Origin of the sequence: Ligilactobacillus agilis DSM 20509, from assembly GCF_001436215.1 — a bacterium.
GTDB classification, from domain to species: domain Bacteria; phylum Bacillota; class Bacilli; order Lactobacillales; family Lactobacillaceae; genus Ligilactobacillus; species Ligilactobacillus agilis.
The window spans coordinates 59739-81337 of the sequence record NZ_AYYP01000030.1 but is presented as its reverse complement, the minus strand read 5'-3'; the positions used below and the strand labels follow the sequence as shown (position 1 = coordinate 81337).

17 protein-coding genes are annotated in these 21599 nt (G+C 36.4%); 14 read left to right on the top strand and 3 right to left on the bottom strand.

All coding sequences use genetic code 11. The annotated features are described in order from the left end of the window. Positions 1-485 precede the first annotated feature (485 nt). Positions 486-1451 (bottom strand): MarR family transcriptional regulator, encoded by a 966-nt coding sequence (locus tag FC14_RS04725; protein WP_056976690.1) that lies wholly within the window; start codon positions 1449-1451, stop codon positions 486-488. 199 nt (positions 1452-1650) lie between these two features. Between FC14_RS04725 and FC14_RS04720 the strand changes: the two genes are divergently transcribed. The 14 genes from FC14_RS04720 (at position 1651) to rfbB (ending at position 19103) form a co-directional block, all read left to right on the top strand. Next, the gene (locus FC14_RS04720; RefSeq protein WP_056976689.1) at positions 1651-2670 is read left to right on the top strand and encodes a glycosyltransferase; all 1020 of its coding nucleotides are present in this window, start codon (positions 1651-1653) and stop codon (positions 2668-2670) included. Between the two features lie 13 nt (positions 2671-2683). Next, positions 2684-3700 carry a sugar transferase gene (locus FC14_RS04715; protein WP_056976688.1) on the top strand — a complete coding sequence of 339 codons (1017 nt, stop codon included), beginning with the start codon at positions 2684-2686 and terminating at the stop codon, positions 3698-3700. Between the two features lie 109 nt (positions 3701-3809). Then, positions 3810-4925 carry a UDP-galactopyranose mutase gene (gene glf, locus FC14_RS04710; RefSeq protein WP_056976687.1) on the top strand — a complete coding sequence of 372 codons (1116 nt, stop codon included), beginning with the start codon at positions 3810-3812 and terminating at the stop codon, positions 4923-4925. Between the two features lie 70 nt (positions 4926-4995). Then, positions 4996-6189 (top strand): hypothetical protein, encoded by a 1194-nt coding sequence (locus FC14_RS04705; RefSeq protein WP_056976686.1) that lies wholly within the window; start codon positions 4996-4998, stop codon positions 6187-6189. Between the two features lies 1 nt (position 6190). Further along, the gene (locus tag FC14_RS04700) at positions 6191-7063 is read left to right on the top strand and encodes a beta-1,6-N-acetylglucosaminyltransferase (protein WP_056976685.1); all 873 of its coding nucleotides are present in this window, start codon (positions 6191-6193) and stop codon (positions 7061-7063) included. Between the two features lie 12 nt (positions 7064-7075). After that, positions 7076-8086, top strand: a complete 1011-nt coding sequence (locus FC14_RS04695; RefSeq protein ID WP_056976684.1) for a glycosyltransferase family 2 protein — start codon at positions 7076-7078, stop codon at positions 8084-8086. An 18-nt stretch (positions 8087-8104) separates the two neighbouring features. Continuing rightward, a complete protein-coding gene (locus tag FC14_RS04690; RefSeq protein ID WP_056976683.1) occupies positions 8105-9532 on the top strand; it encodes a flippase in 1428 nt (475 codons plus the stop codon). Positions 9533-9729: 197 nt separating this feature from the next. Beyond that, positions 9730-10554 (top strand): DUF4422 domain-containing protein, encoded by an 825-nt coding sequence (locus tag FC14_RS04685; protein ID WP_056976682.1) that lies wholly within the window; start codon positions 9730-9732, stop codon positions 10552-10554. Between the two features lie 15 nt (positions 10555-10569). After that, complete coding sequence (locus tag FC14_RS04680; protein ID WP_056976681.1) at positions 10570-11223, top strand: sugar transferase; 654 nt, start codon at positions 10570-10572, stop codon at positions 11221-11223. Positions 11224-11336: 113 nt separating this feature from the next. Beyond that, positions 11337-12992 (top strand): hypothetical protein, encoded by a 1656-nt coding sequence (locus FC14_RS04675; protein WP_056976680.1) that lies wholly within the window; start codon positions 11337-11339, stop codon positions 12990-12992. A gap of 39 nt (positions 12993-13031) precedes the next feature. Then, complete coding sequence (locus FC14_RS04670; protein ID WP_056976679.1) at positions 13032-13994, top strand: glycosyltransferase family 2 protein; 963 nt, start codon at positions 13032-13034, stop codon at positions 13992-13994. Positions 13995-14010: 16 nt separating this feature from the next. After that, positions 14011-15057: an acyltransferase family protein gene (locus FC14_RS04665; protein ID WP_056976678.1), complete on the top strand. Its 1047-nt coding sequence runs from the start codon at positions 14011-14013 to the stop codon at positions 15055-15057. Between the two features lie 8 nt (positions 15058-15065). Beyond that, positions 15066-18035 (top strand): sulfatase-like hydrolase/transferase, encoded by a 2970-nt coding sequence (locus FC14_RS04660; protein ID WP_056976677.1) that lies wholly within the window; start codon positions 15066-15068, stop codon positions 18033-18035. 66 nt (positions 18036-18101) lie between these two features. Then, positions 18102-19103 carry a dTDP-glucose 4,6-dehydratase gene (gene rfbB / locus FC14_RS04655; RefSeq protein WP_056976676.1) on the top strand — a complete coding sequence of 334 codons (1002 nt, stop codon included), beginning with the start codon at positions 18102-18104 and terminating at the stop codon, positions 19101-19103. Positions 19104-19401: 298 nt separating this feature from the next. On the opposite strand, the gene FC14_RS04650 is transcribed toward rfbB, so the two are convergent. Further along, positions 19402-21204 carry a heavy metal translocating P-type ATPase gene (locus FC14_RS04650; protein WP_056976675.1) on the bottom strand — a complete coding sequence of 601 codons (1803 nt, stop codon included), beginning with the start codon at positions 21202-21204 and terminating at the stop codon, positions 19402-19404. Positions 21205-21394: 190 nt separating this feature from the next. Beyond that, positions 21395-21599, bottom strand: a 205-nt coding sequence (locus FC14_RS04645; protein WP_202813004.1) for a hypothetical protein, incomplete at its 5' end; no start/stop codon positions are given.

The following is a 21599-nucleotide window of genomic DNA, read 5'->3' as shown; positions in this document are numbered from 1 at the left end:
ACCGCATAGTCTATTTTATATATTTAAACTGTATACTTGACAGGACATAGTGCCCATCATGGTGGTTTTTTTACTAACTCGTTAATCTTTGACACTCAGTAGTGAGAAGAAAATTTTAAATAACTCGAGTGTGACTACCGCCCACTGTGGTGAGAAGGGTCTACATATTACAATAGTGATGTTAACTAAACTATAAATTAACGCCTGCTTACTAATTGCTTTAATTTTCGCAATAACCCTATCGATAAAACTTTTCATTATAAAAACAGCTGAAGTAGCATTTAGAACATAAATTAGAAGAAATTAATACCTGAGAATGTTTATATATCGGTAAATAAAAGCTTTTATGTGGTTTGGTAAAATGGTTAGTAATAGCTAGTAATTTTTATGACTGTAGGTATATTTTTTGGTTATTAAAGAAAATGATATTATAAAAAACTGTATTACTAAGAACGATATCTTCAGTAATACAGAAAAAATATTGATTAAAGATGATGCAAATCAAGTAGATTGAGCTTAAATAATTTCTTGTTTTGAAGGTACAAATTGTCTTCTTGAGAAGATGGTGCTTCATATGGAAGTGAGTAAAATTCTTGGTAGTCGGTAAGTAATTTTTCTTTAGTAGGTGCAGTGCTCTTAAAGAAAACTTGTGGATTAACGATGTAGCAATTGAGTTTACTAGAATAAGCGTATCTGTAAATAAAGTTATGTTTAAGTAAAATTTTTAGGGAAGTGCTAACCTGGTTAAGGTTACTACTGCAAGCTAAACCAATTTCGGACAAGGTCAGAACGTCAGTAGAATTATAGTTATCCATTTTTGTTACTAGGTAAAGTAAAATCTTAGTAGCGACTGATGATTCTTGAGTAAGGGTCACTAATGCGGGTAAAGCTTGCTTATAAAGCTGTGTGAAATTCGAGTTTTGGTAGGTCGCTCTACCGGTGTGAGGCTTATAGTAAATATCTTTTGAGTGTTTGTATGTATCTAACTGAATTTTATTCATACTGAATAATTCTTTAGTTTTCTCAAAGTATAAGTTCCTAACCAGATTGTCAGGTTTAACCATTTGATACGGACTTAATGAGAGTAGGTAGCTTTGATCAACTAAAACCGGGATTGATTTTTTGTTAAACATGTATGACTTAAAAAAGAGGTTGGGATTGATGACATAGTAGTTAGTTTTTCGACTATAGGAGAATAACCAAATAAAGTGCCAGTCACATAGGTACTTCAGTGCTACAGAGACAGACTGCTTTTTCACATGGAGAATCTTGCCGATATCTTCTTGAGTAAGCGGGTGAGTGACTGTGTTCTTGAGGTCCATATGATATAAAAAGTACATTAAAATATTGAAAGCTAATGACTTTTCTTTTAGGAGCGTGCACAGTGCAGGTAAACCATAACCATCAGTGTATAGTTGAATGAAGTTCTTATTCTTTAACTTGTCATCCATAAAATTAACCTTCTTTGTATGTTAGACATTAACATAAGGTTAGCATAAAGTTTTAATTTTTGAAAGCGCAATCAAAGGGTGACTGTAGGGAATATATCATTAGTAGAGTGATTGTGATATAATGCTAGGTGTTTATTTAAAATGGAATTTTATAGAGATAATTAATTACCATAGACTAGTTGGTATGAAAGGATAAATAATGAATTTAAAATTTATTTGCACTAACCTATCTGGATTAGGTGGAACAGAGACGGTGTTAATAAAAGTTCTCAATGAATTCGCAAAGCAAGATAATAGGTTAGAATTAATTTTAGTAGATAATCCCCAAAATAGAGATTGGCTAGGTAAAATTGATAAAAGAGTGCGGGTACGAATAGTTGGGAAGAGCAATAAAAAAGTATTTGCTGTAAAGAACATCATTAATACTCCTAAAGATACTCATATTATTTCAACCAGTCCTAAAATGGTAAAACTGGCATGGATGTTAAGAAAAATATTTCTTAAGAAATACAAAATTATCTCTTGGATACATTTCTCTTTGTTGAAAAACGATATGTTTGATCCTAGAGGAACAGTGACTCTAGCTGACGGACATCTTGCCATTAGCTCTGTTATAGTTAATGAGCTACAAGAACTAGGTGTAGACAGTCATAAAGTTAAGTTAGTCTTTAATCCAATCGAGAGACAAGATGAATCTTTTAGAACTCAAAGTAATAATTTATTATATGCTGGTAGAATCATGTTAGAAGGTCAGAAAAATCTACATGAATTGTTGGACTATCTTGCTGATAATCCTGATGAGAAAGTGGATTTTTATGGTGCTGGTGATGAGGATGGGTTTAAGAAATATGTTTCTCAAAAGAATATTGCTCACCAAGTGGCATTCCATGGATGGACAAGCAATCTTTGGAATGAAATTACTAAGAGACCTAAGGCTTTGATAATGACTTCTAAGTATGAAGGGTTACCGATGATAATGTTAGAGGCCATTTCAAGAGGCATTCCAGTAATTACAAGTAGATTTGACGGTTATTCTGATGTTGTCAAGGAAGGGATAAATGGTTTTAGTTACGAACCGGGAAACATTGATGAGTTAGCCGAAAAGGTAAAGTTATTAACTGAAATAGATGAAAATAAAATTTCAGAGAGTATCGAAGAATTTTATCCAGAAAGGTATTATGCTAAGTTAAAAAGTGCAATCGAAGAATTAGTGATGTAGGTGGTTTACGATAATGAATAAAGTTTTGATATCATTAAGCGATAAGAAGTCTAATGATGCAGGTCCTAAAGCTAAAAGGGATATAGAAAAATTTTTGCTAGAAGATGGTTTTAAATTGTGGAAGCTTAACTTTAAGTTGGAAACAGGGATGATTTCAAGGTTTCAAAAGCTGTTTGTAAAATTTAGTGTAATTCCAAGGTATTTGCGAAAAAACAAAGATGTTGATGCCTTTTTTATACAATATCCCCTATACTCGACTTATTTAACTGAAAGTTTAATTGAGCAAATTCGTAATAAAACCAATGCTAAGTTGTACTTTATAATTCATGACATTGAGAGTTTACGTCTCTTTGTTAACGATGATAGCTATAAAAAATCCGAAATAGAGATGTTTAATAAAACTGACGGTCTAGTTGTGCATAATGATAAGATGAAGACTTGGTTATTGAATCAAGGCGTTAAGGTGCCAATGGAATCTTTAGAGATTTTTGATTATGATAACCCAGAACCATTGGTAAATAACAGTGGATATGAAGGCAGCGTTTGTTTTGCTGGAAACTTAGCTAAGGCAGAATTTTTGGATAAATTGCAAATCAATCACCTCTTAAAGGTATTTGGCCCTAACAATAAGAATGTTTATCCTAAAAATATTGAATATGGTGGTCAATATACTCCAGAACAGTTACCTAGAGAATTAAAGCAAAATTTTGGTTTAGTTTGGGATGGTGATACTACTACTTCCTGTACAGGTGTTTTTGGTGAGTACATGAAATATAACAACCCCCATAAAGTTTCGCTTTATCTTAGTTCTGGATTGCCGGTTATTATTTGGAAAAAAGCGGCATTAGCTGAATTTATAGAAAGCAACAATTTGGGAATAGCCATAGATTCTTTGAATGATGTGGATGAAATTTTGAATAAATTAAGTTTGGAAGAATATAGACAGAAAAAAGAAAATGTTATGAAAATGGCAGCAAAACTGCGGAGTGGGTTCTATATTAAGAAGGCAGTTAGCAAGGTTATTAACTAAGAATAGCTTCGGAGCGTTTAAAAATAGTTAATCTGTGTATGGTATAATACTTACGTTCATTAGTATATGGAATTTATTAGTATATGGAATTTTGGAGGATTAAAAATAAATGACTAAATATTTAGTAGTAGGTGCAGGTCTCTTTGGTGCGACCTTTGCATATGAAGCGGCTAAACGTGGCCATGAAGTTAAGGTGATTGAAAAACGTAATCACATCGCAGGTAATATCTATACGAAGGAAGTTAATGGGATTCAAGTTCATCAATATGGTGCCCACATCTTCCACACTTCTAACAAGAAAATTTGGGATTATGTGAACCAATTTGCAGATTTCAACCGCTACACTAACTCACCCGTAGCTAACTACAATGGTGAAATCTACAATCTACCATTTAACATGAATACCTTCAATAAGCTTTGGGGTGTGGTAACACCAGCTGAAGCCCAAGCTAAGATTGAAGAACAACGCTCAATCCTAGGCGACAAGCGCCCAGAAAACTTAGAAGAACAAGCGATTTCCTTGATTGGAACGGATATTTATGAAAAGTTAATCAAGGGTTATACCGAAAAGCAATGGGGACACAAAGCAACTGATTTACCAGCCTTTATCATTCGGCGCTTACCAGTGCGGTTCACTTACGACAACAACTACTTCAATGATGACTTCCAAGGAATTCCTGTTGGTGGTTATACCCAAATTGTAGAAAAAATGTTAGCCCATGAGAATATTTCGGTAGAGTTAAATACTGATTTCTTCGCTAATAAAGAAGCGTACTTGAATGATTATGATAAAGTGGTCTTCACGGGGATGATTGATCAATTCTTCGATTACAAGTTAGGTGAACTGGAATATCGGAGCCTCCGCTTTGAAACGGAAGTTTTAGATGAAGATAACTACCAAGGTAACGCGGTGGTTAACTATACGGATGCAGAAACACCATTTACCCGAATTATTGAACACAAGCACTTTGAATTTGGTAAGGGCGAAAAGGGCAAGACGGTTATTACCCGGGAATACCCAGCTAACTGGCAACGAGGCGATGAACCATACTATCCAGTTAACAATAAGGAAAACAATACCCTTTATACTAGTTACAAGGAATTAGCTGATAGGGAAGCTAAGAACGTAATTTTCGGTGGGCGCTTAGGTCAATACCGTTACTACAACATGGACCAAGTAATCATGGCAGCCTTAGTGACTGTGGAAAAGGAATTTGAGGGATAATATTAATAATTAAAGGGCACTAGTAGTGTCCTTTAATTTATAAGAAAAAGTTTTGAAGAGGAATATCGTAATGAATGTGAAACAAGTGATTAACAAAAGAGATGAGGTTCTCACCAATATAAAAATTAGTACGCCTGAGAAACTAGCTAAGTATTTATATACAATGGGATTAGTGATTTATCTAATAGCTAATTATTTACGGGGCACAATGATTGTAAATAATTTTGGCATAAATATTGTCACGATGACATACGCAATTTACCTAGGAACCTTCTTTGTTTTATTAAAGGTAATACTGTATGATGATTTTTTGGAGTGGAAGTATCTAGCTTACTTAGTATTAATAATACTGTTTTACTCAATTGGTAAACAAGCTAAGGACTTTGACTTATTCTACTACTTCATTTTCATTGTAAGTGCTAAGGGAATTGACTTTAAGCACATTTTGAAAACATTTTTAATTGTTAATTTTGCAGGAATCTTAATAACTGGTTGCTTAACTGGGTTAGATTTAATTAAAAATGTGATAATTACACGGGTGGATAGTCCAGCTGTTAGATACTCATTAGGTGCAGTTTATCCTACCGACTTAGCTGCCCGTATCTTCTTCATGATGCTAGCTTATTTTGGGTTGAAAAATTATAGATTTAAACTACCAGAATATATTAGTATCTTAGCTTTAATCATTTTAACTTACTTAATAACAAATACCCGCTTGGATTTCTTGTTGATGTTATTAGCATTTATAATGATAGTATTTAATAAGCAAGTTATGAGTGCCTTAGAGAAAATAAAACCGCGCTACATTTACTTATTAACTGGTGGGTTAGTATTTGTTACCCTTCTTTTAGGTTATATTTATCGACCAGGAAATGCCATCCTGGATAAGATTAACAGCCTTTTGTCTGGGCGGTTATTTTATGAGCACATTGCGTTCAAGGACTATAACGTTGAATTCTTAGGTCAGTATATTTATCAAAATGGCTTTGGCGGCGGTTTTAAGATAAATAATTACTTCTTCATAGATTCTTCGTATGTTAGGGTACTTTTAATGTATGGACTAGTGGCATTTATAGCATTCATGACAATCTTATTATTAGTCGAAAAGAAGTTCATAGCTGAAAAGCACTATGGCTTACTGGCATGCTTTATCTTAGTGCTATTAAGTTCGGTAATTGATCAGCATATCTTAGAAATTTCATATAATATATTCTTGCTAGCATTACTAGCGGATATGAATTCGTTTAAAGAACAGGAGGACTAGTTTGCAAGCTGTATTAATAATTGCTCATCGTGACTTTGAGCAAGTGTATAGGTTAGCTAAAAAGTTATTACCTACCTTCAACGTATATATTCACTTTGATAAAAAAATGCCGCTTACGAATGAGCAAGCAAAATCATTGGTTGCAAGCAAGATAGAGTGGATATCTGAAGTTGATGTTAATTGGGGTAGCTGGAGTATCGGTGAAGTTGCAGTAAGGTTATTTAAGTTAGCGTTATTAAATGAGGATAATACTTATTTTCACCTAATCTCTGGACAAGACTGGCCAAGTGCTAATGTCCAGGATATCTATAATTTCTATGAACAAACCGATAAAATTTATATGACTTATGAGTTGGCTAAAGATGTTAAAATTGCGGGTGAGAAGATAGTTTGGTGGCAGCAACTGTATTATAACTACGATAAAATTAAGCGACGCACCAAATTTGGTAAGCTTTACCACCGGGTAATTTTAGCTTTACAATTACTTTTGAGGGTAAATAAACTAAAAAAATTGGGGATTGAGCTAGAAATCTACCATGGAGCTAACTGGGTAGATATCCCACGTGATGCATTAGAATACAGTATCGAGTATTTTGATAGCCATCCCAAGTTTAGGAAAATGCTTGAAACGGGTTGTTTTTCCGACGAATTTTGGCTACAAACAATTCTGTGTAACAATGATACGTATAAAGCTAGAATTGTCGCTGATAATAAACGCTTTGTTAAGTGGGAGCAGCAAAATAATAGTTGGCCAGCTGTGTTAGATGAAAGAGATTTTGATGTAGTTGTTAAATCACATACACATTTTGCAAGAAAGTTCACGCAAGAGTTCTCAATGAAGTTAATTGAGGAATTAGATAGCTACTATAAATAAAGGATTGTTTTTATGATATCAATTATTATACCAGCGCATAACTCTGCTAAAACGTTAGAGGCAGCGGTAGATAGTGTTGTTTCACAAATGAAAAATCAAGCTGATGTTGAAGTTGTCATTGTAGAAAATTCATCGCAGGATAATACTTTTGAAGTTGCGCAAACATTACAGGCAAAGTATCCTAACGTTATAAAGACAGCTCAATCTGCACCAGGTGTTTCAAATTCACGTAACCTTGGTATGGAAATTGCAGAGGGGGAATTTTACTTTTTCTTGGATGCAGATGATAAGTTGGCCATGGGCGCCTTAGGTAGTTTGGTGGAAGTAACAAAAGATAGTAGTAACGATTTGTATATATTCAGCTATATAGTTGGAATTAATCAAATTTCATTAACTAAGGAGAAAGTCCGCTATACCGAGGAGACTGTGCTAGAGCTGAAAAAAGAGATGTTAGCTAACCCGACTAGGTGGATGACGGTATGGTCTAAGCTTTTTAAGAGGGAGCTCATTATGAAGAATAAGTTGAGATTTGCAACTGACTTATATGTTGCCGAAGATGGCGATTTTATGCTGAGATACCTCAAATATTGTAATTCAGTGACGGTATTTCCCAATACATCCTATATTTACAGTTTAAATACGACTTCTACGATGAGAACTTATGATGGAACCAAGGTCAGAGGATATCTTACTGCCTTAGAAAGCGGAAAGAAGTTTGTAGATAACGAGATGAGCGAGCTTAATAGGGCATATAACCTATATATACTGATTCATTTGAATATTATGATGGTCAGGGAAGTCTATAGTAACGCTAATAACCAGACTAATCGTGAACGGAGGATAACTTTTAAAAAAGTCCTAAAAGAGAAAGTTATCAAAGATGCGCTTGCTAATAGTACTATCGGAGAGTTAGCTAGTCCAAGGTTATTGCCTGCGCTATTAATTAAGTTAAAATTAAGTTTCTTAGCACCAATATTATTTAATGTCCGAGTTTGGCAAAATAGTAGAAAAGAAACTAATTAGTGTTTATAAGGTGAAAATATGAAAGTTATACGTAATTATTTGTATAATGCTGGTTACCAAATTTTAGCAGTAATAGTTCCGCTGATTACATCGGCATACGTAAGTAGGGTACTGCGACCAGAAGGATCAGGTGCCAACGCATACACTAACTCAATTATCCAGTATTTTATACTGCTAGCTAGTATAGGAATTGGTTATTATGGGAACAGAGAGATTGCCTATGTTCGTGATAACCTAAAGAAAATGTCCCAAACTTTTTGGGAAATACAAGTTGTTAAAACGGTAATGACAATTGTTGCCTACATTGCCTTTTTGATATTTATGTATTTTTACACTGGTAATCCTATTTATATGTGGGCTCAGTCTATCAATTTAGTGGCAACGGCTTTTGATATCTCTTGGCTATATCAGGGGATAGAAGATTTTAAACGAACAGTTATTAGAAATACTTTAGTGAAGATAATATCGACAATTGCAATCTTTGTATTTATCAGGGATGCTGGGGACGTAACCCTTTATATTTCTTTACTTGCCGTTTCAACTTTCATAGGTAATTTGACTTTATGGCCTCATATTCGCTTTATTTTAGAGAGGGTAAAAGTAAGTGAACTAAACCCTTGGCGTCATTTTAAGCCAACAATTGCAATGTTTGTACCCCAAATAGCAACTCAGCTATATGTGCAACTTAATAGAACCATGCTAGGGATTATGATTTCTGAAACAGCGGCAGGTTTCTATCAATACTCTGATAGTTTAGTGAAGTTGGTATTAGCGTTTGTGACAGCGACTGGAACGGTAATGTTACCCCATGTGTCTAACGCATTTTCTAAAGGGGATATGGACAAAGTAAACAGTATGCTTTATAAGTCGTTTGACTTTGTATCGGCTTTGGCCTTTCCAATGACATTTGGGTTAGCAGCGGTGGCGACAACTTTAGGTCCATACTATTTTGGCCCGGGGTATGGACCGGTTGGACCCGCTATGATGATTGAATCGATAGTAATCCTAATGATAGGGTGGAGTAACGTAATCGGGACACAATATTTATTACCAATAAATAAAGTTAAAGAATTTACCATTTCAGTTACAATTGGTGCGGTTGTGAACATTATTATGAACATCCCCTTAATCTATTTTGGAGGTTTAAATGGGGCGATGTGGTCAACTGTAATTTCAGAGGTTGCCGTAACTACCTATCAACTCTGGGTAGTTAGGAAGTTATTGGACTTTAAAGAGTTATTTAAAGGGACAATCAAGTATTTAATTGCAGGGATTGTGATATTCGTACCCATATACTGGGTAAATATAACTGTTACTACAACTTGGCCAAGGTTAATTTTAGAAGTAATAAGTGGAATTTTGATTTATGTACTGATGATATTTATCTTAAAACCACCAGTCTTAGCTAGTGCTAAAGAAATAATAGCTAAGCGAAGAAAAAGATAATAGTTTAAAGATAATTTAGGATATTTTAACTGTTTTATATATAGGCGCAATTGTTTTCAAGGTAAAATAATGTTAGACTATGAAATGGTTGTGTATTTTACAACTATCTTCTTTCGTAGAAGAAGATAGACACTTTAATTAAGTGCAGTAGCATCCGCTATAGATAATCTTTAGGATGTTTACAGAGGAGAAGTTTCGTGAAAAAAACCGTGAAAATAGTAATAGCAACCCATAAAAAGTATGAAATGCCGGAAGATGATATCTATATGCCGGTACATGTGGGTGCAGAAGGAAAGGTAGATTCACAAGGTAAGCCACTATCTTTAGGATATACTAAAGATAATACAGGGGATAATATTTCAACAAAGAATGATAGTTACAGTGAATTAACAGGCTTATATTGGGCCTGGAAGAATCTAGATACTGATTACATTGGACTAGCACATTACCGGCGTTTATTTGGTGGAAGTAAGCGGGTTGGCAAAGATAGGGTAAAGTGGGCCATTACTGGTACTGAATTAGATAAATTAATTGAAAATAATGATATTATTCTACCTAGAAAACGACACTATTATATTGAGACACTATATTCTCACTATGAGCATACTCACTACGCTAATCAATTAGATGAGACTAGGGAAGTTATTGCGGATTTATACCCTGATTACTTAGAAATGTATGATGTGGTTTTAAATCAAAGATCAGGTTATATGTTTAATATGGTAATCATGCGTCGGGATTTATTAGACAAATATTGTTCTTGGCTATTTAGTATTCTATTTGAACTAGAAAAGCGCATGGGAAAGCAGAACTTATCTAAGTTTCAAGGTCGTTTTTATGGACGGGTCAGCGAGATTATATTCAATGTTTGGTTACAATATCAGATAAAACAGGGAAATATATCTAAAGGTAGAATCCAAGAGGTACCAATTGTTTATGTTGAACCAGTAAACTGGTTTAAAAAAGGCCAGGCATTTTTGGCAGCTAAATTTTTACATAAACGCTATAAGGGTAGCTTTTAATGGAGGTTATGAGAAGTGGATACCAAGCAACGGTTTGTTTTAAATCGGGAAGAAATTGCTAAAAGGCATACATATCACTTTTTTAAATGGATATGTGATTTGCTGTTAAGTTTAATTGGTATTATTCTTTTAAGCCCTTTTTTTCTAGTTATTGCTGTCGTAATTAAGCTAAACGATGGGGGTCCAGTCTTTTACAGGCAAGAACGGGTTGGACTTAATGGGAAAAGTTTTAAAATTTTCAAATTCAGATCAATGCATGTTGATGCCGATAAGAAATTAGCAGAGTTAAAGGCTCAAAATGAAGTTGATGGTCCCATGTTTAAAATGAAAAATGATCCAAGGGTAACAAGAGTGGGACATTTCTTACGAAAAACTAGTCTAGATGAACTACCACAATTATTTAACGTGCTACTTGGTAATATGAGTCTAGTGGGTCCACGGCCACCGCTACCTAGTGAAGTCCTTGAATATACAGAATATGATAAGCAACGATTGTGGGTTATTCCTGGTATTACAGGCTTATGGCAAGCAACAGTTAGAAACTCAGTAGGTTTTCATGAAATGGTGGAACTTGATTTAGAGTATATTCAAAGGGCAAGTTTATGGTTTGATTTTATAATTTTGTTAAAAACTGTAAAGGTAGTGTTTAAACCTAATGATGCTTATTAGCAAGGAATTCTAAGATTGATACTATCTTAGAATTTTTTTGTAGTTATAGATAAATAACCTAATTACGTATTGTATGATACTGGGATGATATCTAAAGATAAGGGAGAGCGGATATGAAACTGAAAATGAAAAAGTATGATACGAGGAAATTACTACTGTTAGTGATACTATTTAGCATTGTAGCAGCTTTATCTGTGATACCTGCTTTTTATGGTGGGTACCTGAAGGTTACATATGATGGTAATGTGCATTTGTCTAGATTCGAAAGTATTTATAGAGCGTTGAGAGCTGGTAAGGTACCTTCAAGTGTTAATTTTATAGGATTTAATGGATTAGTCGCAGTTTACAATAGCCTTTATCCCTGGGTGTCAGGTTTACTTTTTGTAGTTCCTAGATTTTTAGTAAGCAGTCGGCTTTTAGCATGGGCAATAGGGTTCTTCTTTCTAAATTTTATAACTATGGCCAATATGTATATCCTTACAAGGGAGTTAACTGATAAATTTTATTTAAGGATATTGGGAGTAATGATATATCAATTGAGTGCTTATCACTTTACATTGATGTATTCAAGAATGGCACTGGGTGAAGCTTTGGCATACGCTTTCTTACCATTAGTATTCACTGGTCTTTTACGGATATGGAATGGTCAAAAAAACGGAATTCTATTTTTAGGCTTAGGCGGAGGATTAATCTTTAATTCTCATATTCTTTCAACATTGATAACTGGACTAATTTTAGTAGTAATAATTGGTGCAAGGTTGCTTTTAAGAAAAGTTTCAATGGCTGAACTACGTTGTTACATATATTCTGCAGGACTTGCAGCTGTTGTATCTGGCTACACTTTGATAAGTTTTATAAAAGTATACTTTACTAATGAAATAGATGCACCTTTTCGTTTATTACAGGCAATAATTGCAACAGATGTATGGAATACAATGTTGAACAATAGTATTAAGGATACAGGAACTATTTTCAACATTGGTTTGATTGAAACATTGATATTAATAGGATTAACAGTCCCAGCATTATTATCTAAGTATGCTAACTGGAAATTATGGTGGATAGGAGCAATGGGAATTGGTATCTTAACACTGAATTGGTTCCCGTGGGACAAACAATTCTTAGTTGATTCTCCGTTAGGTTCAATTCAATTTCTAGGAAGATTACTAACATATGTTGTCTTATTTTTAGCAATTTCTGTAATTCTTTTCTTGGAGGAAAATAAACAGTATAATTTTGACTTACATAATTTATTATTGTTGACAGTTCCGCTGTTAGTCTTGGGGATGAGTGCAACATACAATTATCATGTATCTAGAAATGATGACCCAATTCGCTTTTATCCGCATACAAGTCAGGATTTTGATGAAGTAGCGTATGATAAGTTTTCGACATTTGATTATCAATTAAAGGATGCTAATAAGCACACCAACTTACCTTTAAAAGAATACAGTGTCAATAAGACTAAACAGACATATAATAATATAGTCATAAAGTGTGACTCTCAGAAGACGGAAAAGGTCAGATTTAGAATTCCTGTGTACAATGGAATAGATTATACAATAAAGATAAACGGAAAAGTTAATAAAGTGAAGCAAGGCAAGATGCTTGTAGCAACCTTAAAAAAGGGAACTAATACTATTTCAATAACCTCTAAGCCAACAACAATTCAAAAGATAACCTTCTGTTTATCGTTAATGGCAATCATATTGACTAGTGGCTATATATTTATGTTTGATAATAGAAAAAGTAAATATAATTTTATGTAGGTTGGAGTCATGAAATAAAAAGTGAAGGGAATAGTTTTTATGGGTAAAAAAGAGTTATTAACCATAGTAGTACCTTGTTATAACGAAGAAGAAGTTTTACCTGAAACAGTTAAAGAGCTCAGTCAAATTATAACGAAATTAATTAACGATAATCAGATTGATTTTCAGAGTAAAATGCTATTTGTTGATGATGGTAGCAAGGACAAAACCTGGAATTTAATTCAACATTATAGTAAAGATAATAAGTTAGTAGCTGGAATTAAGTTTAGTAGAAACTATGGTCATCAAAATGCATTACTAGCAGGGATGACTACGGCAGTTCAACATTCAGATATGATTATAACCATTGATGCTGACTTACAGGATGATGTTAACGCAATTTATGAAATGGTTTCTAAATATCATGAGGGTATTGACGTAGTGTATGGTGTGAGAAATAGTCGTGAGACGGATACAGCGTTTAAGAGACAAACAGCATTAGCCTTTTATGGATTAATGTCTAAGCTCGGGGTAGATATGGTGCCTAATTCTGTGGATTATCGCTTAATGAGTAAAAGAGCTGTGGAAAGTTTACTTTCTTTTAAAGAAAGAAATCTTTTCTTAAGGGGAATGGTCCCATTAGTTGGGTATCCATCGGTTAAGGTTTACTATGCAAGGAAAGAAAGATTTGCAGGTGAATCGAAGTATCCTCTGAAAAAGATGATAAAGTTTGCCTTGGATGGGATAACGTCATTCTCAACGGTTCCAATTAAGCTGATTACGAATTTAGGGTTGCTGATTGTTTTTGTAGGAATCTGTTTATTTATCTATGCAATCATCCGCAAGGTAGAAGGCCAAGTGGAAGCAGGATGGACATCGTTAATGGCTTCAATGTGGTTAATCGGCGGAATTCAGTTAGTCTGTTTGAGTGTGATTGGTGAATATATAGGTAAAATTTTTACAGAAGTTAAGCAACGGCCTCGTTTTACTATTGAAGAAGATATTTATTCTGATAAGTTTTAAGGAGGACTTTTTAAAAATGAAGAGAATAGCATGGATTGATTTTGTCCGAGCTAGTGGAATGGTAATGATAATAATGGTCCACTCACTGGCTGGAGTATATGGACCAAGTTTTTTAGGCAAAGTGTTATTTGCTGTTAATGTACCAGTCTTTTTTGTTCTGTCTGGGTATTTATTTAAGGAAAAGAAGCTGTCACAAGTAATAAAGGGCGGATTCTTTAACTTAATCTTGCCATATGTATTTTCGGCAATACTGATTGCGCTAATAGAGCAAGCTTATAGCATATTTCCTAGCTGGGTTAATGAATTTTCATCTAAAGATTTTGTTAAAGGAGCATTTTACGGTATAGGTACTTCTACAGTATTACCGAATAAATTAGCAATTCCAGCGATTGGTGCAATTTGGTTCTTGCTAGCGATGTTTTGTGGAAATATTTTATTTACTTTGGCATTTAAGTTATCCAACAGAATGAATAAACAGGGTACTTTAGAATTTTTGGTAATAATAATGGTGATTGCGGGCTTTTGGACGAGTAAGTATGTCCAACTACCATGGTCTTTAAACGCCGCTCTGGTTAGTCAAAGTTTTTATTATGCCGGTTACATGTTTAGAAAGTATGATTTAGTTGAAAAAACTAACTTATCATTAGCAAGTATAGGACTAGTTTTGTGGATGATTTCGGCACAAAGTGGTTTCTTCTACCTAAATACAGCGTTTGCTGATAATAGATTACTGGCAGTACTGGGCGGTATCGGTGGTAGTTATTTTATGATGGTTGTCGCTAAAGTTATTACAGAGAGTATCACTACTAAATATATTGATTATTATGGAAAGCTGTCATTGATAGTTTTATCGATTCACTTAGTGGAAATGAATTCATTAAAAGTGAATAGTTTCATAGCTCAACATGTTTTTACTGCTACTAATAGTGATTTAGCCGTAACGTATGCAGTTGTACTTTATCGACTTTTAATAACTATTTTAGCAGTAGTAGTTATTCCTAAAATACCAGTAGTTAAATCTTTTTACTTAAATAGGCAATACCCATTTTTTAAGAAACATTAGGAGTTGTAATGTCACAAAAAATAAAGTTAGCCTTATTAACTGGAGTAGTAGTCTTGTTAACAGGATTACTTCTGTTTAGTCAGCAATACTGGCAGTTAGATTTGGCAGATTTGAATTTAACAAAACATGTAACAACTGAATACAAGCAACTAGCACTATTTAAAGGGGTGACCCTCTTAGGGAAAACCCTCTTTTTGGTAGTTTTGGGATTCTTACTGGGAAATGAGTCAAAGTTACGCTATGCAAAGGCTGTTAAATTATGGGGGCTAACAATTATTACGAGTGCCGTTTTGCAAGTGGTGGCGTTATACCTCAATAATGATTTTAGTATCAGTGAACTGTACAACTCACTTTTACCCCTCTTAAGAAATACCTATCCTTTGGCATCGGGAGTGGTGGTCGGACTTTGTTGTCTTAAGAAAGTCGACGAGTATTTGTTAAAATTAAGTTGGCGGCAGCTAATCATAGTGCTTATAGTTGCAACCGGATTGCCATCAATTTTTGGACAAGACCCATTCGCGATGAATGATGGTAATGGATTGACCTTTGGGTTAGTAATGTTTTTATTTGGCGCAATAGTGGCCAGGAAGAAAGTATGGCTACAAACGAAGCGGTGCTTAATTTTGGCAACCATAATGGGTGCTAGCTATTTACTCATAAATTACTGGATGCCATATATTTCATATGATGTACACGGTAATTATTCTACGGCAGGGCGGTTTCTAAATAGTGGGGCCTTACCAGCAGTATTATTTGCCGTTTTTATGGGGATGGGCATCTTACCATTTTTAGGCAGTTTAGCAAGGACTTGGAAGTTAAGGTTAGCAGATTTTGCCTATTTAGGTTTAATATGTGCTACCAATAGCAGTAGTCTCTTACCTATACTAAAGCGTCATTTTGAAAAAAATAGTACAGCTCCTCAAGTAATGTTGTTAATTATTGCTGAATTAGGTGGCTTAGCATTAGGAACTTTAATGCTAGCAGTTTTAGCGCGGACAGCGGTTAATAAGCGTCTTGAGGAACAATGGTTAGGCTATGACTTGATAGACGTTTTAGACTCACTGAAAAGCAAGGTTTTAGAAAATAAACGTTATCTATTAGGGATTTTAGGGGCCGTTGTACTTTCTTATTCGTCCTTCTTTTTTGTAACCCCTAATTTAGAGTTAACGATTGGAAAAACGACTCATGATATAGGGGAGTATATTTTATTTGCTCGTCCAATGATGATTTGGCTCAACGTCTTAATCATCATTGCCTTGTGGGGTATCATTTTTGGCTTGACTAATCGCTACTGGGTATCGACATTGGGAGTAGCGATTAGTATGCTGGTGCTCTTTGTGACGGAAAATATTAAGGTGGGAATTAGGAATGAACCAATCTTACCGTCTGAAATTGTGATGCTTAAGGCAATTAATGAACTTTTGCATATGGCAACGACCCCGGTATTGGTTGGAGGCGCCGTTGGGTTAGGTTTGGGAATTAGCTTAATTGTTTATATGGAGCGCAAGTACCCTCAACCGATAATTAAATGGATGACGCGGTTAATTTTAGTGGCTGTTTCTTGTCTCTTCTTTAGTTCCAGCCTCTTCTTAAACCATAGTAAGGGAAAGATGCATATCGTTTCCCTAGCCTTGGGTAACGACCCAACTTTTTATAACCAGCTTTTAGGTGCCCAACAGAATGGACCGCTTCTGCAGTTCCTAGATAATGTTGACACTCAGGTGATGGAAAAGCCGGCGGATTATTCTCAAGCTAAGATGGCAGAGCTTGCTAATAAGTATAACGCTTTAGCGCAAAAGCTTAACCAGACTAGGACGAATAATTGGCAAGACCAAAGCATTATCTTTAGCCTAAGTGAAAGCTTTGCTGACCCTAACCGCGTTCCGGGAGTAAGTTTAGCCCATAATCCGATTAAGCAAATTCAAGGCATAATGGCTAAGAATACCTCGGGGTTGATGCTTAGTTCTGGTTACGGTGGGGGGACCGCCAATATTGAGTATATGAGTTTGACTGGACTAACGGTGGCTAACTTTTCGGCGACCTTACCGACCCCGTATACCCAGCTGGTACCTTTTCAAAAGCAGGCTTGGAGTTTTAACCAGCTCTTTGCCAAGTCAGCTGCGATTCATCCCTATGAGGGGGTCTTTTATAGTCGACCAACGACCTATAAGAAGTTTGGTTTTGAACGCTTCTATCACCTTGGCAGCAAGTATAAGATTACGGACCAAGAAACGATTGATCGCAGTCCCTACTTAGACGATAAGACGGCTTTTGCTAACACCTTGCGGGTCCTAAAGGAGCGGGGTAACGGCCAGTTTATCAACCTAGTTTCGATGCAAAATCATTTTCCGTATGATAAGGGATATTATGATGGGACCAAGAAATATCGTGCTACTGGTTCAGCGGTCACAGATGAGACTACGGCCGACATGATTGCGGATTTTGCAACCGGCTTGAGTTATACAGATAAAGCAGTGGCTAATTTTATTAAGCAAATCGATAAGTTAAACCGACCGGTAACGATTGTTTTCTATGGTGATCACCTGCCAGGAATTTATAGTGGGAACAACATGAAAAAAGATGGGGTGGTCTTGCACGAAACTGACTACTTCATTTACTCGAATAAGTATGCTAGAAAACAAGGAGCTAAGACTAAGTTAGTTAAGGCTACCGGGTTAGTGGCTCCAAATGATTTTCCAGCGATGGTGGCTGAACAAACCAACTCGAAAGTTAACGGTTACTTAGCACTGTTAACCAAGGTTAAAGATGAGTTACCAGCCATGTCGACCAATCCCAAGATGAATGCAACTAACAACTATAATACGATGGTTAGTTTTGTGACTAAGCAGGGAAAGATTTTAAAACCTGAGCAGTTAACTAAACAGCAACAGGAGCTGTACCATGACTACCAGTTAGTACAGTATGATATGACTGCCGGGAAACAATATTTGTTGAAGAATAAGGATTTTAGTAAATAAGATTTATAATGAGGTTACATCTAATTGCATGTAGCCTCATTAATTATATAGAAAGGACTGATTATAATGCGCGAGTTACTAGTAACCGGGGGTGCGGGTTTTATTGGGTCAAACTTTGTTCGGTATGTGGTTAATAATCATCCAGGAGTACGAGTGACGGTTTTAGATAAGCTGACCTATGCGGGTAACAAGGAAAACATAGCCGACTTATTGGGGGAACGGGTCAAGTTAGTGGTCGGTGATATTTGCGATAAAGATTTGGTTGACAGATTGGTTGCTAATGCTGAGGCCGTTGTCCACTACGCTGCTGAAAGTCACAACGACAATTCTTTAGCTGACCCGGAACCTTTTATTCAGACCAATATTGTAGGAACTTTTAATTTGATAGCGGCCTGTGCGAAATTTAAGGTGAGGTTTCACCAGATTTCGACCGATGAGGTTTACGGTGATTTACCGCTAGTCACAAGCGAGCGCTTTACTTTGAATAGTCCTTATAACCCTAGTAGTCCATACTCTGCCTCAAAAGCTAGTGCGGATATGTTAGTTAGGGCGTGGGTCCGCTCTTTTGGACTGCAAGCGACTATTTCAAATTGCTCTAATAATTACGGACCATATCAGCATATTGAGAAGTTTATTCCCCGCCAGATAACTAATATACTATGTGGCCGGACCCCTAAATTGTATGGTGATGGGGCTAATATTCGCGATTGGCTTTACGTTGAGGATCATTCACGGGCGGTGTGGAAAATTTTAACGGCTGGCAGGATAGGGGAAACTTACCTAATTAGTGCTAATTGTGAGTTAAGCAACTTAACTGTCTTGAAAATGATTTTAAAGTTATTAGACCAGCCGTTAGATAGTTTTGAGCAGGTTAAGGATCGGCCGGGACATGATTTACGTTATGCACTTGATAGTAGTAAGTTGCAAACCGAATTGGGTTGGAAGCCCCAATTTACAGATTTTAAACGTAATTTGAGTAAGACAATTGCTTGGTATCAAGAACATTATCAATGGTGGGAAGGGCAAAAAGAAATGGTGGAAGATGAGTATTTTAAAAGGGGGCAGTAAGCTGGACAAACAATAATGAAGTTAACATGAAATTTATAATAAACAAAAAACCCCGTGGAAACCACGGGGCAAAAAGGAATAGGTACAACTATTAACTAGGGGATAATAGTTGCCTTTTCATTTACTTATAGGGGGAGTAAATGAAAAAGTTGTTTTACTAGGTACTCTTACAATATATCGTTTCTTTAGGTGAAAATCAAGTTAAGAAAATTATAAGTTAGTAAAACATTATTTAAACTATTAGTTATTTAAGCTAGCTTAACTTGGCTTTGTAGTGATGCTTTTTGGTAACATCCACTTATTGTTCGTGCGAGTAACGTGCCTTAAGGGCCCAAAGGATTGAAACCGTGTCAACAACTTCTTGGAACATGGCCCCAATGAAGGCGGGAATAAGTCCACTAGAAGCGATTAACATTAGGCCTAGGCAGATGAAAATCCCGATTAAGACAGATTGGCGGGCAATACGCATGGTGTCTTGGGAGATAATAACAGCCTTGGCAACCTTGGAGAGGTCGTCTTTTAAAATGACAACGTCAGCTGACTCACTAGCGGCACTAGAACCATGGGCCCCCATGGCAATCCCAACGTCGGCTGTGGCTAAGGAAGGGGCGTCGTTAACCCCGTCACCCACCATAAAGACAGGGTGGTCGCTATGAGGGACCGCCTTTAGGGCCGCGATTTTATCTTGCGGTAGGAGGTCGGCTTGAACGTCGGTTAAGCCAGTTTGGTTAGCCACTTTAGTTGCAATTGCTTTTTGATCGCCGGTTAACATCATGAGGTGACTAACTCCAAGCTTTTGGAGGGTAGTCATTGTTTCAGCTGCTTCGGGCCTAATATGGTCGATGAAGAGGACGTAGCCCCAAAGCTTACCTGCAACAGATAAGTAAATGGCTGTTTGTTGTGGTTTGTCAATCTTGCTGTCAGGGGCCACGAAACTTAGTTTACCAACCAATACTTTTTGGCCAGCGACCATGGCGCTAACACCCTTACCGGTTACCTCGGAAAGGCTGTCGGTGGCAACCCCATCAATACCGTGATCATCTGCGTAGGCCACAATGGATCGGGCTAAAATGTGGTTTGACTCGGTTTCAACACCAGCTATAATGGCAAGTAAATCTTCTTCCTTAACACCAGCTAAGGTTACGACCTTATCAACGGAGAGTTGACCACTAGTGATTGTTCCGGTTTTATCGAAGGCGCCGGTTTTAGCACGGGCCAACTTTTCTAGGACGTCCCCGGTTTTAACCACAATCCCGTTTCTGGAAGCGCGACTCATACCAGAAACCATGGCAACAGGAGCAGCCAAGATTAAAGGACATGGTGAAGCTACAACTAGCACCTCAGCAAAACGAACTGGATCTTTGGATAAGTACCAGGCGATACCGGCAATAACGTAGGCAGCCAGGGTGAAAGGTACCGCGTAGCGGTCGGCTAGGCGCACGAACTTAGACGGTGTTTTTTTGGCCTCCTTAACCAATTTAACTAATTGTTGGTACTGGCTATCAATGGCTAGTTTGTCGACTTGAATGGTAACCGAAGCATCCCCGTTTAATGAACCGGACATCAAGCTATCGCCAACCCGCTTATTAAGTGGGCGGGACTCCCCGGTCAGTGAGGATTCGTCGAAGAAACTTTCTCCTTTGACGATGTGGCTATCAACAGGAACCAATTCACCAGGGCGAACAAGCAGTTTGTCACCAACTAAAACTTCGTCGACGTCTAGGTCTATTACGTCATCTTCTACTAACTTATGGGCAATTTGTGGGGAGTTATCAAGTAGGGCCTTTAACTCCGAGTTGGCTTTTTTCGCTGCGTAGTCTTCAAGTGAGTCACCACCAACTAACATGACTAAGATGACCATGGCAGCCCAGTATTCACTGACGGCTAGGGTGGCAACGACCGCAGTGATTGCCAACAGGTCCACGCCATAGCTTCCGGATTTTAGGGTGCCAATCATTTCAATAAACATCTGGAGGGCAATAACAGCCCCTACGACGGTTACTAAAATTTGGGCGTAAAGTTGTAAATTTAAACCATACTGAAGGATTAAGGCGACCAGGCCAATCCCTAGGATGGTCCATAGTTTGGTTAAATGTCTCATGGTAAGAACCCCCTTAAAGATTATTGATATCTTTCATATTTATTATAACACTGGGTATAATTGTTTTAAATTAGAAAAATTACAAAATAATAATTAGAATGATTTGTGGTTTTTATTCTTGTTTTGGAATAATAGTATTTTTTACAAAGGAATAAAAAGGTGTGACTAAAATTTAGTCACGCTGGTAACTTTACTTGTAGTATTTGGTTAACATCTTATCAGCAAAGTCTGCGTCAAAGAAGTCAATTAAATCTGCTCTTAATGAGTCATAGTCTTGCTCAGTAGATATGGCTTTTTTGATTAACTGCTGTGCAAATTTTTCTTGCATGGTTGCTGTTACCCTATCTGTCACTGCAATCGTGTTTTGTTCCACTGCATAGTCTACTCGGTCTTGA

What these genes read in the sequence shown, in the direction of transcription:
- FC14_RS04725 (WP_056976690.1), bottom strand. Translation starts at nt 1,451, where the DNA reads ATGGATGACAAGTTAAAGAATAAGAACTTCATTCAACTATACACTGAT.
- FC14_RS04720 (WP_056976689.1), top strand. Translation starts at nt 1,651, where the DNA reads ATGAATTTAAAATTTATTTGCACTAACCTATCTGGATTAGGTGGAACA.
- FC14_RS04660 (WP_056976677.1), top strand. Translation starts at nt 15,066, where the DNA reads ATGTCACAAAAAATAAAGTTAGCCTTATTAACTGGAGTAGTAGTCTTG.
- glf (WP_056976687.1), top strand. Translation starts at nt 3,810, where the DNA reads ATGACTAAATATTTAGTAGTAGGTGCAGGTCTCTTTGGTGCGACCTTT.
- FC14_RS04670 (WP_056976679.1), top strand. Translation starts at nt 13,032, where the DNA reads ATGGGTAAAAAAGAGTTATTAACCATAGTAGTACCTTGTTATAACGAA.
- FC14_RS04665 (WP_056976678.1), top strand. Translation starts at nt 14,011, where the DNA reads ATGAAGAGAATAGCATGGATTGATTTTGTCCGAGCTAGTGGAATGGTA.
- FC14_RS04650 (WP_056976675.1), bottom strand. Translation starts at nt 21,204, where the DNA reads ATGAGACATTTAACCAAACTATGGACCATCCTAGGGATTGGCCTGGTC.
- FC14_RS04690 (WP_056976683.1), top strand. Translation starts at nt 8,105, where the DNA reads ATGAAAGTTATACGTAATTATTTGTATAATGCTGGTTACCAAATTTTA.
- FC14_RS04705 (WP_056976686.1), top strand. Translation starts at nt 4,996, where the DNA reads ATGAATGTGAAACAAGTGATTAACAAAAGAGATGAGGTTCTCACCAAT.
- FC14_RS04675 (WP_056976680.1), top strand. Translation starts at nt 11,337, where the DNA reads ATGAAACTGAAAATGAAAAAGTATGATACGAGGAAATTACTACTGTTA.
- rfbB (WP_056976676.1), top strand. Translation starts at nt 18,102, where the DNA reads ATGCGCGAGTTACTAGTAACCGGGGGTGCGGGTTTTATTGGGTCAAAC.
- FC14_RS04695 (WP_056976684.1), top strand. Translation starts at nt 7,076, where the DNA reads ATGATATCAATTATTATACCAGCGCATAACTCTGCTAAAACGTTAGAG.
- FC14_RS04715 (WP_056976688.1), top strand. Translation starts at nt 2,684, where the DNA reads ATGAATAAAGTTTTGATATCATTAAGCGATAAGAAGTCTAATGATGCA.